A 13387-nucleotide genomic window follows, 5' to 3' on the forward strand; every position below is an offset into this window, starting at 1 on the left:
GTGTTCAGTTAAAACCAATACTTTAAAATCAACTAAATTAACAGGTTCTAATTTAGTAATTTTATTTAATATAAATATTAGCAAGAACAAGGGTTGAATAAACTCAGGTCAATACCTGATATTGAGGTGAGCCTAGAACGAGGAGATAAGAGAGGTGAAACTTGGCTGGACGAAGCCCAACCAAGTAGATAGGCGTTAAGGTCTATTCGTTAGGCAACTCATCGCAATAGAAAGGGCCACTAAACTCTAGTAATGCTTGAGGCATGTGTATCGATTCTTCCAATTGGCCGAAATCATACAGAGAGAATTTTACATCCGCTTTCATCGACTTCATGTACTTTTGTTCACCACCAAAAATGATTACGGAAGGAAATTCAAGAGGATAGAAATCATCTAAATCAGATTTTGCTTCCATAACCATTTTGTACCTGAGTTTGTTCATTTCAACTTTTAGGTAGCCAGCACAAGAATCATATTCACGCTTGACTGATAGATTTCCAATGGCGGGATAAAAAATAAGGTCGTAGTTGTCTGAAATGTAGCGTCCAGCCCATAGCTCTATGTTGGAGTTACCAATTTTAGCGCCTGTGAACATGTAGTAGAGATCATCGGAGAGTCCCATACTATAAACCATGCCTGCACTCGACTCTTTGTCATACCAGCCTTTATCAACCTGAGCATAACCGCTTCCAAAAAGAGACACGTCACCATCAGAGAAGCTGTATTGAATTGGTGTTCCTACAGTATAAAGAAACCATTTGCCTCCGACACCTGGCAATTCTGGAATGATACCAAATGGAGTCTGCCCTGGGTTTAATCCTCGCCAATAATGAGCATGCTCGCCATCCCAACGCATCGAGAAATGGAAGTCATTGTAGGTCACTTCAACCGAGTCTTGATTAGCGACGACAACTCCCGGGATTTCATAGTGAAAAAGCGTCGCATCATCAAAACCTTTCATAATGAGTTCATCACGGAAGATATCGTACTTAATGGTTTTTCCATTGAGTGGGGTAAAAGCAAGGTGAACGTACGCTTTGGGCGTTGGCTCATCAAAATCAGGCGCTATATAGCTCTGGAGGCTGATTTTGAAATAACCCACATCCGGTACCGCAACATTATAGAACCACTGTTCTGCCCAAGTTTTATCCGAGCTTGGTACATGTGGCCGAATATCATCTAAGGTAGTCGCAGACACAGTTAGACTCAGCAGAGAAAACGAAGCTGTGACGGCAAGCAAAATCGATTTGAGATTCATCGTCTTGTGTTCCTTTAAATCAATAGAGGATGAGTAAAGGGAAATAAGTTTTGAGGTTGAATCGGCCACAAGGAGTTCTCCCCGTGGCCAATTCACAATAGCTAGCGACAAATACGAGCGTCGGTGAAATACAGCCCAGCCTGACATTGTGTTCCAGACTGACAGTGCTCATCTGTCTGGCAGTAGCATTCCCCACGGACGTTACATCCCGGTGTTAAATAGTCATCCATAGGGATATCACCACTCACGCGTTCCCAGAAAGGATTAGTAAACACGTTGTAAGGGTCGAGCTCGGCTTTCGCCTGTAAGAATTCTTGCCACATAGGGAATCGAGAAGGCATGTCCTCGAAGATGGCAACCGAGTTCTTGCCCCAGTGAGGTCGCGCATCATACTTACGCAGCGACATCTGTTCTATCTCCAGATTCACAAAGTAATTCTTCGGTTCCTTTTTACCTTCTTGGCGTAATGTGTACTCGATACCTACAAATGCGGTTTCGCGACCAGCACTCATACCAATATAGCTGTCTGACGCTTGACCAAATCGGAAGTAAATGCCATTGAGGGGGAAGCACGTTCTTGGGTGAGCCGCGACAATCTCTCGTACGTCACGAATCCAGTCAGGCAAGCGCTCAATATCAATGGCCACTTCCTGAAGTGCGATAGGAAGCCTGTCCCAAATACATTTGTTGGGATCTTTACACTTGAAGTACTGCATTTGATCAGAGTAACCAATAGGTTCACTCACTTTTTTGCCCGTATTATTATCGCGGAAGTAAGACTTTGCTCTGGCGTTATAACGCGCAACGGCGGCTAGACATTGCAATCCAGTACCCGGAAATTCGTGAGCGGCATTAAACAGCAAGCCGAAGAAGAACTCTTCTGCATCAGACACATCCGCCTGAGCATTATACGCTTCACCTTGCGTCTCCAATGGAACAGGGTTGTACAAGGTGGTGGTATAGCGGCCAAGACCCGGGAACCAAGCGATATTGGCTGAGTAGTTACTGCGAGCGATGTCCAGAACAACATCTTCCAATCCGGAATCGTCACGATACCCTGTCACTTCTGCTTTGACTTTGAACGCTTCCTCGATAGCCAGCGTGACTTCAACGACGACACCTAGCACGCCCAAGTTGACGCGAGCAGCGTTGAGTAAATCGCCGTTTAATACACGAACGTCTCCCTGACCATCAACGACTTTAAGCTCTGTCACATAGTCCGCAAGCATATTGCTAGGTTTTTCCAATGTTGAGCCGTGTGTACCACTGCCAAGCATTCCGCCGACGGTGAAGATGGCTAACTCAGTGACCATGTTGATCGCGTAACCTTGTTCACGAAGAAAATCATTTAAATCGTTAAACCTCATACCCGCTTCAACCGTCACACGTTTGTTCGCAGCGTCGAAATGGACGATCTTATCCATGTTCTTGAGCGTGAGTTGAACTTGATCATCACCCGCGCAGGCGGCATCGATCTGGCTGGCAAATTTACGATTACCCGTCATCACTTTCTTGTCGCGTATCAGTGCATCTTTAACGATGGCCTGAACGCCTTCAATGGATTGAGGGTCGTAAATAGCTTCAGGGTGACAGGTATAGGTCCCTTGATAGTTGGAAATTTCGCGTTCGGGCTCGCTCGTTTGAAGCGCAAAGGCTGTTCCTAATGCAGCCGATATTAAAGTAGCGCCGAGCGCGAGAGTTCTTATTCTCATTAAATATTCCTTATTTAAAAGCATCGTGACATTGAGCTTCATCAGCTCGAAATTGAAATTAGGTATCAGCCAAATCGTGGCAATATTTGTTGTTCGATAACGTCCCGAACGGCACGTCGATGTTGAGGAACCCGACTGCGGAAGAACTCGCCAACATTGGCTTTGTATCCATCAAGCGGTCTTGGCCCTATCTCTGGAACCCAAAGCGCATGATTCGTTGTCGCAAAATTGAGTTGGGAATGACCTAAAATGGCAAGCGGGCCTTGAGAGAGGTTTTTCGCATCAAAAATCCAGATTTCTTTACCGTTGCCAATGGTGTTGGTTGGCTCTTTACGAACTACCGCAGTAAAGACGTAGCCGTCATCTTGCGCGTAGCTACCGGGTCTCGACATAAACTGAGGCGTTCGCATTACACAGTCAGCAGGAAATTGATAAGCATCGGTGACTGCCATCTTTTGGCAATCCATATGGACGAGCGCGGAAGGTTGGTCTTCTTGAGGTAACGAGTCATTGGTAAACAGGCGGTTAGGGTATTGCTCGTATGCATCCGCGACACGCTCAACAACATGGTCTTTTCTGTAACCCACAGCGGCCCAGTAGATATGGTCAAACTGTTCAGGGAATTGGAAATGACCTCGGTAAGCGGGATCGTTCATATCCCAGAAAAGCTGGTCATCTCGAATTAAACGAAAATCACCCGTAATTTCACGCACGGAATCAGGTTGAACCTGAATGCGCGCGCGAACTAAGCCCCCGACATCCACCGGTGCGGCAGGATAACCTGCGAGCGAATCACTGACTCTTCCGCCGAAGAGCAATCTATCTCGAGTATATTGCGGCTCAGATTTATCCATCGCGCCCAGATATTGCCCATAGAGCGTAATTTCGTTTTCATGATCATCGTAATTACACATGACATCCGAGGTATCAAAGTTAAGCTCAATGTAATCGGCTGTGACAATGTCACGATTTGAGAGCAGGTCTTTCTTGCGGATAACCCATACAGGCGTGCGATGTTGCTGAGCGTAGACTGAACGGATACCAATCATTCTTAGCGGCTCAACTTGTGCCGCTGTTTCAAAGATCAGAACATGATGGCGGGTGACACCCAGTGAATGCGCAGTCGCAGCGATAAATGCTGGTCGGCCATCTCGTCCGACGATATCCCAGCCTTGAAGGGCGCTTTTCTTATCCCATTTCAGGAGCCGGATAAATCCATTCTTGGTGCCTGTATTTGAAACGTTACCGCCATAGTTAATGGTAAAACACTCGTCTGATTCGAGATCAAAGTATGGGTGACCAGTGGTCCGTACCTGAGGAAATAACCATTTGTCTGGCGTCAGTGCGTCCATCCATGGCGGTAAACTGCTACGCCATTCATCGTAATGACCGATGGGTGTAATGAGATCTAATGTCGTCGCATCAAATTCATAAGGAACACCGCCTTCGTAACTCAAAGCGAAACGGTTATCACCGAGATAGTTGGGCGCGGTATTACAGTAGTTCACAAATCCCATAGAAGGGCTGTAATACGCCATACCACCAAGCAATTTGAATCTATCAGGCCAATAGTGGATGTGCTGTTGCATGATAGCAGAGGGAGTGTCGATCATTTTGCGCATAAACGACACTTGCCCAAGGGAGAAATCCAAGCGGGTCAGCGCACCACGACCACTCGGGCTAAGGTGATCCCGTTCGAGTGGAATGCCTTCAGCAAAGAACACATGGCCCATAATGTCATTGGGTAATTGCCCGTAAAGCAAGTTTAGGTTGCCCGAAGAGGGCGTGAAGTCGGCTTGCATTATCGACTCTGGGAAAAGTGAGTGATTCACAGTCGGTGAAGCGAATAGCTGCCCAGGCACGAGAGTAACACCCGCTAATCCCTTTAAAAAAGTACGTCTTTCCATAGCTCTCATCAATAAGTAATTGAATGCATATATTGGAAAGTAGGTGAGATTTATAAAGTGTACTGAGGAATATCAGAAATTATGAATTGTGGCAGAGAAGTGGTGCAATGACTCTAGTCGATTACACAGTGAAGCATCAATAACATACTGAAAATCTGTTACTTTTATCATTACTTAATTTTTCAAACGATATGGTGACAGTGTCACCATATCGTTCTGATTACTATCTTTGCATAAGCATTGTCTATTGCTACTCGCTATTCACATTATCCTTGCCTATCTTTATTGAGTATTAAAACAGTATGAGTATTCAGCTGTGACTGGCTGTACTCGTGCTGAATAAAGAGTGTGTGTACCCCAAGTCCTTGAAGAGAGAAGGATGTCATACACAAGGCACTCTTAACTTAGATGTAAGGTACCTAACGTATGCATGTGAAGAACCTTTCGATTGGCAAAAAAATTGCCCTAGCGTTTGTCGTTATCGCCGTAATGAATTTGGGCTTCGGCTTTTTAATGCTGAGTGAGCTGAGGAATATTAAAGCCGAACTCCTCAACTATACCGACGATACACTGCCTGCTGTCGAGAAAGTCGACTCCATTCGAGACCAAATGTCGTTATGGCGAAGAGCTCAGTTCGCTGCCTTTGCGATGAGTGATTCAGCGAAAGTTCAGTCCACCATTTCAAGCAATGAGAACATTCGTCAGGAAATTAATAAAGGGCTCAGCGCCTACGGAAAGACCGTTTGGCCTGGTGAAGAAGAACAAACCTTCAAGCGACTTGATAAGAAGTGGCAAGGTTATCTAGCGACTATGGACTCATTCAATCAAGCCATGTCTAACATGGACAAGGAAACCGCTTACCCCATATTAGCGAACTCACTCGGTGAGTTTGAGAGCATCGAAGCTGACATTAATATCTTGGTCGACATTCTCAAAGGGGCAATGAGTAGCAACCGGGAAGCAATTTTGTCGTCAGTTGACGGTTTAAGCCGATCGGCAATGATCATTAATGTTTTGATTGTCGTCGTCATGGTGATTATGACTATGTTTCTGACTCGACTTATATGCGGTCCGTTGGTCGTCGTGGTTAAGCAAGCCAATGCGATTGCCGAGGGGGATCTCTCCAGAACACTGGATCGCTCAGCGATGGGTAACGATGAGTTAGGTGAACTGGCTGACGCTTCTACCCGAATGCAAAGTAACCTCAGAGAATTAATCAACCAGAGCGTCACGGTGGTTCGCGAGCTAGGACGCGCGGTCGATGAAATGACGCAAACATCAAATAAGTCAGCCCGTGAAATGCAAGACCAGCAATCACAGGTCACCCATGTTGCTACGGCGATGGGGGAGATGAAATCTTCCGTCGCAGATGTAGCCCAAACCACTGAAGTCTCTGCTGAAAAAGCCAATGACGCGAATGGCAAAGTCCAGGAAGGTGCGCGCAATACCAAAGCCATGGTCGGCTCTATTCAAAATGTCGCACAGATCATGGGGGAAGCGGGTGAGAGTGTTGCCGAGCTTGAACAGCAGTCGAATCAGGTTAATACCATTGTAGATGTGATCCGAGACATTGCCGATCAAACCAATCTGCTCGCACTAAACGCCGCTATTGAGGCGGCACGAGCGGGTGAATCAGGACGAGGTTTCGCTGTTGTAGCAGATGAAGTTCGTACATTAGCCGGACGAACGCAAGACTCAACCAGTGAAATCACGGCCATCATCGAAAAGCTTCAGGCTATTGCCAGCCAAGCAAAAGAAACGACGGATCGCTCTCGTCAGCAGATCGAAACGTGCGTTGAGCAAGGTAACCAGTCTCAGGAACTTATGACCGCGATTCGTGGCTTCATCTCAGAAATTGCCGATATGGGAACGCAAATAGCCAGCGCGTGCAATCAGCAGGACAGCGTAGCTGAGGAGCTCAGTTCAAATATTGAGAGCATTAACATGTCTGCTCAGTCTGTTTCCGCTGGCTCTGAAAGTACCGCGCAAGGCTGTCGGGAACTCAGCCGTTTATCCGCTTCGCTCCAGCAAGCGATGGGTAAATTCAAACTGGATTAGTGAGACAGACGAAGACAGTCTGGAATAGGGAGGTTTTATGGTTTTCCGCACAACACTGGTTTCACTTGCAGTCGCATCAGCACTATTTCCGATGGGTTCCATGGCGGCACCTTTAGCATTACCAGACTCGCCGCCAGCAATGAACCAAGTACAGCAATCGAACGCTTGGCTTGAGATTAGCTTAGGTCAATTCAAGCAAAACATGGCGGAGTTTCGGTCTCATCTCAGCAGTCAAACCAAGCTTTGTGTGGTGATGAAGGCTGATGCTTATGGCAACGGAATACGCGGCCTCATGCCGACCATTCTTGAGCTCAATGTTCCTTGTATCGCAATTGCAAGTAATGCCGAGGCAAGGACCGTTCGAGATAGCGGATTTGAAGGCCAGTTAGTTCGCGTTCGCTCGGCTGATATTCAGGAAATCGAACAAGCAATGGATCTTGATATTGAAGAACTTGTCGGGAGCTTGGAGCAGGCAAATCAGATCAAATCTCTAAGCACGGACAAAACCATTAAAGTCCATTTAGCATTGAACGATGGCGGCATGTCTCGAAATGGGATTGATATGAGCACCGAAAAAGGTAAGCAAGAGGCGCTTGATATTGCGAAGCACCAAGGCATCGATATCGTCGGCATCATGACGCATTTCCCAAATTATGATGCTGATGAAGTGAGAAGCAAACTCGCCGATTTTAATCAAAGTTCAGCGTGGCTGATCGAAAATGCTAACTTGAAAAGGGATGATGTTTTACTCCACGTATCAAACTCTTATACAGCATTGAACGTTCCTGAAGCGCAACTGGATATGGTGAGACCCGGCGGGGTGCTGTATGGCGATCTGCCAACTAACCCGGAATATCCCTCAATTGTTAGCTTCAAAACTCGCGTAGCCTCTTTACACAATGTTCCTGCCAATTCTACCGTCGGCTATGACAGTAGCTACGTGACCAAACGTGACAGTGTATTGGCTAATCTACCGGTGGGGTACTCTGATGGTTACCCCAGAAAAATGGGGAACCGGGCTCATGTTATCGTGAATGGGCAGCGGGCTCCGGTTGTAGGGAAAACATCGATGAACACGACGATGGTCGATGTTACTGATGTGAAAGGGGTGATTACGGGACAAGAAGTCACACTGTTTGGCCAACAAGCAAACGCGCAAATTAGTGTCGGAGAAATGGAAGAACACGCCGAATTAATATTCCCAGAGCTTTACACCGTTTGGGGAACCGCAAATCCAAGGCTTTACATACCGTAACCAAGATCACACAAAGTCGTTCAAAGCCAGCGTTAGTCAACCATTTAGATAAACTTCAAATTGGCTATAAACGCTGGCTATATATGGTGTTGGCGACATCATTATTTCTTTTTAGACTTTTTCATTTCATATTCAATCACTTTAATATAAGAATAATGCTTCTTTAAACCTATTGTCAGGGAGACAAATATGGAAAATGAAGCAGCTGCGATTATTGCCAAAAGCTCACCTCAACAAATCGCGACTGGCGAGCTGGTTGTCCTCAAAAACACCATCAAGAAGTTCTGCAAAGGTCCAATGCGATCTGAACTCATGAAGTTGGCTAATTCAGAACTTGGCGCATTCTGCTCTAAGATCACTGCTGAGCGCATGCCAGTTTATCAAGCAAAGATCACTCACCTGAAAGAGCTTGCCAAGTGCAACAATCAGTTAAGGCTAAGAGACGAACTACGAGAAATCAGAAGTACAGGCATTTAACCCGATTTAATCAAGCAAGGCCGTTAACCGCCTGATAAAAGAAATATTACAACAATAAATAACCACAACATCATAGGCTAATTAGCATGCAGTACGAGAATAATAGAAAAGTCGTGAGAGCGGGGTACGCCCCAATTGAAGAAGAGCAAAATGGCACCAACGTTCAACCTCAACAACCAGTACAAGAAACGCCTGATCCTGAACCAGAATATGAAATCAACGTAAAAATCCATTGCACGAACGAGGAGCTAAACTCTCTCCAGACTGGACAATGGTCTTTGGGGCGCACTGAGCTTGAAGCGCCAGTGTCACAATGGGGAAAGGAGGAAACACCAGAGAAAGAAAGTGTTCTGACAGCTCATTGCTTTCAAAATGAAGAAAAGGTGCTTCACCATGAACTCTTCGCCAAACATCATACGACTTGCTTCGACGTTATACCTAAACCCAAAGGTACCAAACACATTAACGCCGAATTTATACCGGTGAAGTTAGCGATAAAAGCAAACGAGAGTAAACTGGCGTTTCCGACAGAGGGCTACTTTTATCACTTCGTTAGTGGGAAGCTAAGCCGTGAATATTGTATAGCTGGAGAAGGGCGTTCAACGTTTCAGGCAACCTTGTCTGAAGCCTCGATACTGAATGACGATCTGTTATCGCCAAACCAGTTAACGAGTGTCTTGCTGCCATATAAACGAGAAGATGCACCAGCACCCGATCAACATTTTCTATATCGCTTGGAAAAAATTAGCCAAGATCAGCTAAATGCGGTGACCACTCAATGGCTCGACGAACACGCACTTAAACTGGAAATGGACGACATTGTTGCCGCAAGAACGTCAGCATTAGAGAAACGACCTGAAGCAGAGCAGGGCGCTGAAGTATGGCCACCTTTAAAGCAGTTTAAAGCCGTTCACCCATTTGGCGATATATGGGGACAATTCAAACAACATAAGCTCAGTGAAACTATGGTTAATGTCATGCAGAGTCATTCGATTCCTGACAAAGTTCCAGTATTGATCCTCCCAGTCACGAAAGAGGAACAGCTAACAGAGACTGTGTTAGATATCTTTTCTAAGGTCGCTGGAGTTGGCATTGGTAAGAGTAAGAGCAAATCTATTCCACAAACCATTCATCGTTTCTGGTCTGGTGGTGCAATGAGCCAGGAAGCGCTGCATGTACTCACTGATTCCATCGATAAATCTGAGGGAAGCCAGTTTAAACACTGCATTTGGCATTCATCTGCACTAGAACAAGAACTTAAGAAACGCGAGCTGATCCAAGTGGAAGTGATTGATACACGCGAGACACAAAGGGTCGTACTTCGAAGTTACGGCTATGATACTTGTGACATCGATGAGCTATTTGAGCCGGACCCAACACAAAGCACTTTTGATCGTTTAAGAAAGAAACCGTTACCCAAGCCTAAACCCGGTGTACTGACCAAGTCTGAATTACTCAAAATGGTTAAAGCCGCGTGTGATCATTTGCAAAAAGGTGGCAGTGACAAGTGGGATGGCATTAAACATTTTTCCGACATCTCTCGTTTGATTTACTTAAAAGAAAAAGGCGGCCATCATTTTGATGTGGACTTTGGCTTAGGAAACATGAACTTCGAGCAAAGTTACTATCACAATGATGAAGGAGGCACTGTTCCGTTAATGGGTGCAACCACTTCTGTAAGTAGAGACAGAATCAACGAGCACCTGCAGGTTGTTCATCCTAGTAAACCGCAGGATCTTTCCGATCAAAGCTACCGTGATTCTGTTGTGCAGGTAGCAGAACAGGCGATGATGATGTCAGGTATGCTAAATGGCATTATCGCTACCAGTGCACAGAACCCTAATGTTGTTGAAGGTATAGAGACCCTCAGGACTTATGTTAGGAGTGGAGACCTATCAAGTGGCATGGTGGCAAATCGGAAGTTGCTCGGTGATACTCCTAACGGAACGGCTTATACCATTCCACCTTATCTCATTGATTTAGAACATATTACTGAGGAATCAGATTCTCGATAATTTCATACTGAAGAATGACTTAGATCTTTACCTGAGCAGAGCAGCTCAGGTAAACGCTTATTTATAAATTGACATCGCGATAAGTGTATATAAGGATGAAAGTATGAATAGAGATCTTAAACGCCACGCAAACCGAATTATCATCATTCCATAGGAATGGTGGGAATTAGTACGCGTTAGATTTTTAAAACCCACCGAATCGAGGTGGGTTTTCTGTATCTGCCTCGTGGGATCAGTCCTACAATAAGGAGGTAACATGAAGAAAGTCGCAGTTTTCGGCAAGCCAGGAAGCGGTAAATCAACGCTGAGCAAACAATTGGCACGCGAGACAGGCATTGAATTGCATCAACTTGATTCGATCGTCTACAAGAAAAATGGTGAGCACGTCGATGCAGCGACGTTCAAAGAAGCCCATAACAATATCCTCGAAACCGAAAGTTGGATAATCGACGGACTTGGGCCAATAGAGTCGTTCAATCAGAGACTAGATGAAGCTGACACCTTGGTTTACATCGATCTTCCGTACCTCACGAGTTATTGGCTAGTCACCAAGAGGCTTTTAAAAGGGTTAATAGTTAAACCTGAAGGTTGGCCAGATGGAAGCTCAATCTGGAATGGCACAATCCAAAGTTATCGATTCTTAAAACTCAGCCCAAAGTTTTGGAATGACAAGTTCATACAAAGGTTAGAATCCATTTCAGAAAACAAATCTCTACACATCATCCGATCCATTTCAGAGTTAAACAATTTTTCACGTGACCACATTAAGTAATGAGTTTAAGTAGACTCGTAATATACAGCTTAATCATCGATAGATGGTTAAGTTGTATATTAGGTATTTTATGGTAAATACAATTATGTTGAATGGATTTCAAGAAAGAGAGGAGTAATGGCAATAAACGAGTCAGATTTCACGTAGATGAACACTTAATTTAACATAATATACATAATGCGCACTAAGGGAGGCAAAAAAGAAAGGTAACTTTGTTCGTTAATTCAATCAGTTACCTTTACTTTTTGTCTCTTTAATCAGGCAATCTTTTTACTATCAGCGGCTTCCTCTAAACGTCTTAATGCGTTGATTGCACCTTCATTTTTTGAACGTTCTGCGATGATTGCTAGCATTGTAAGTTCTACATCTAGACCTAAGATATCTGCTATTTCACAAGACATATCATCACTCATTGTGCCGCCTTTGTCCCACTTATGGACTGTAGAATGCGTTATATCTAAAAAACGTGCGACGTCACGTAAGCTATGTAGTTGTTTTTCAACCATTAATCGGTTGAGTAATTCTCGCGTAGTTATCATCTTGGTTGGGTTAATGATAATTGGCGAGTTATCGTTGCTACACTGAGCCTTGGCTTATCTATTTATTTTGCTCATCAGAAAATCGGACATAAGATAACAATTAACTACCGTGTAAGTAACAGTAAGTATTGCGATGAACAAATAGATCAAGTTGTCATTTCTAATAGAAAAGACAAAACTGTTTCTATCTGGTCAATAGAGGCAGTTTTGGAGAACGATATAAAGTATGAAGTTTATAAGCCCGAAGAGCCAATGATACTCAAATCAGGCGAATCTGTTGGGATAGCACTGCCACCATACTCTAACCTTGAGGTTGATGGTGACAGATTTGTCCCTCAATTCTTCTTCGGTAAGATTGAATTCTATGCGAACCTAGGCAACAAAATAATAAAATGCTTGGATGAAAAAATCACTGATGCGCAGACTTCGCATCGAATAGCTACAAAGTTCAGCAATTCTTTTGATGGGCATCTATACAATGAGCTAGTGCGTTTTATACTCGTTTATTACTCAAATGGGCAAAAGCAACTAGCGTTTTTCGACACACACGGTTTCATTGGCAATGAATGGAAAATGTCACCAAACCACCTAGGAAAAAATGACTACTGTGCATCTGATATTGAAAAGATGTTAGAGCATTACGGTTACTCTCAATTGTTTTCAAACTACATTTGCTTTGAGAAACACGATTCCGATGGACAATTCAGAATTGCCTTTCAGAAAATCGAAGCAAACGAGAATCAATAATTTCTAGGAGTCCAGATATGACGTTTGAACACATACCACCACCGGGTATGAAAGCAGTATTGTACAACAACCAATGCATTGGTTACGTAGAAGACGTAGAAGACCGAGAAGAAGCAGCCAGGTTGGCAAAAGAACTGATCAAATCAAAAGGATTGTGGCGCGATATTCCTAAGTACCAATCTATCTATCAGCAAGCTAAGTCGTTCGAAAATACTTCTGCCTATCTCTACGCTAAAGACTTAGAGTCATTGCCAAGAAATCCTCAAAGCATTACTCCATTTGTCGTGAATGCGGCATTTAGCGCTGAATTGTACTTAAAATGTTTACAAGAACTCAGAGGAAGCATAAGTGAATCTCATGTACTAACATCTTTGTTTAAATCTCTTCACAATAAGGTGAAAGACAAGATTAATAAAGAATCTAGTTTGCGGTCGAAGCAATATAAAATGGAACAAGGCGTTTTGTTTAAAGATCATCTGAAAAAAATAAATCACGCTTTTGTAAACTGGCGATACATCTATGAGAGAAATACTGAGTATATAAACATTCAGCAGGTGATCTTTGTTTTGCATGTGCTACACGAAGTTTGTGTAGCGGAAATAAAACTCAAAGAAGAAGCTACTAAGCCTTAAACGGTAGCAGAATAT

The 13387-nt window shown here is 44.1% G+C and carries 11 protein-coding genes; 7 read left to right on the forward strand and 4 right to left on the reverse strand.

Annotation, left to right across the window (positions count from 1 at the left end):
- Positions 1–202: 202 nt before the first annotated feature.
- From QMA41_RS02165 to QMA41_RS02175, 3 genes are all read right to left on the reverse strand, one after another.
- On the reverse strand, positions 203–1258 hold the full coding sequence (locus tag QMA41_RS02165; RefSeq protein ID WP_019277113.1) for a hypothetical protein: 1056 nt from the start codon (positions 1256–1258) through the stop codon (positions 203–205).
- A 101-nt stretch (positions 1259–1359) separates the two neighbouring features.
- Positions 1360–2970, reverse strand: a complete 1611-nt coding sequence (locus QMA41_RS02170; protein WP_281628725.1) for a D-arabinono-1,4-lactone oxidase — start codon at positions 2968–2970, stop codon at positions 1360–1362.
- Between the two features lie 65 nt (positions 2971–3035).
- Complete coding sequence (locus QMA41_RS02175) at positions 3036–4877, reverse strand: carotenoid oxygenase family protein (protein WP_281628726.1); 1842 nt, start codon at positions 4875–4877, stop codon at positions 3036–3038.
- 426 nt (positions 4878–5303) lie between these two features.
- On the opposite strand from QMA41_RS02175, the gene QMA41_RS02180 reads away from it, so the two are divergent.
- The 5 genes from QMA41_RS02180 to QMA41_RS02200 all read left to right on the forward strand — a co-directional run bounded on the left by QMA41_RS02180 (position 5304) and on the right by QMA41_RS02200 (position 11454).
- Positions 5304–6935, forward strand: coding sequence for a methyl-accepting chemotaxis protein (locus tag QMA41_RS02180; protein ID WP_281628727.1), 1632 nt, complete (start codon positions 5304–5306; stop codon positions 6933–6935).
- Between the two features lie 37 nt (positions 6936–6972).
- Positions 6973–8190 carry an alanine racemase gene (gene alr / locus QMA41_RS02185; RefSeq protein WP_281628728.1) on the forward strand — a complete coding sequence of 406 codons (1218 nt, stop codon included), beginning with the start codon at positions 6973–6975 and terminating at the stop codon, positions 8188–8190.
- Between the two features lie 189 nt (positions 8191–8379).
- Positions 8380–8667, forward strand: coding sequence for a hypothetical protein (locus QMA41_RS02190; RefSeq protein ID WP_281628729.1), 288 nt, complete (start codon positions 8380–8382; stop codon positions 8665–8667).
- 86 nt (positions 8668–8753) lie between these two features.
- On the forward strand, positions 8754–10682 hold the full coding sequence (locus QMA41_RS02195; RefSeq protein WP_281628730.1) for a hypothetical protein: 1929 nt from the start codon (positions 8754–8756) through the stop codon (positions 10680–10682).
- A 256-nt stretch (positions 10683–10938) separates the two neighbouring features.
- A complete protein-coding gene (locus QMA41_RS02200; protein WP_281628731.1) occupies positions 10939–11454 on the forward strand; it encodes an adenylate kinase in 516 nt (171 codons plus the stop codon).
- A gap of 257 nt (positions 11455–11711) precedes the next feature.
- Here the strand turns inward: QMA41_RS02200 and QMA41_RS02205 are convergent, their stop codons facing one another.
- Positions 11712–11993 (reverse strand): hypothetical protein, encoded by a 282-nt coding sequence (locus tag QMA41_RS02205; protein WP_281628732.1) that lies wholly within the window; start codon positions 11991–11993, stop codon positions 11712–11714.
- 207 nt (positions 11994–12200) lie between these two features.
- On the opposite strand from QMA41_RS02205, the gene QMA41_RS02210 reads away from it, so the two are divergent.
- Together QMA41_RS02210 and QMA41_RS02215 are read left to right on the forward strand one after the other, a co-directional pair.
- Positions 12201–12740 carry a hypothetical protein gene (locus QMA41_RS02210; RefSeq protein WP_281628733.1) on the forward strand — a complete coding sequence of 180 codons (540 nt, stop codon included), beginning with the start codon at positions 12201–12203 and terminating at the stop codon, positions 12738–12740.
- 17 nt (positions 12741–12757) lie between these two features.
- On the forward strand, positions 12758–13372 hold the full coding sequence (locus tag QMA41_RS02215; RefSeq protein ID WP_281628734.1) for a hypothetical protein: 615 nt from the start codon (positions 12758–12760) through the stop codon (positions 13370–13372).
- The last annotated feature ends 15 nt before the right edge of the window (positions 13373–13387 follow it).

The sequence above is a fragment of the Vibrio sp. St2 genome (genome assembly GCF_947311885.1).
Taxonomy (GTDB): Bacteria; Pseudomonadota; Gammaproteobacteria; order Enterobacterales; family Vibrionaceae; genus Vibrio; species Vibrio coralliilyticus.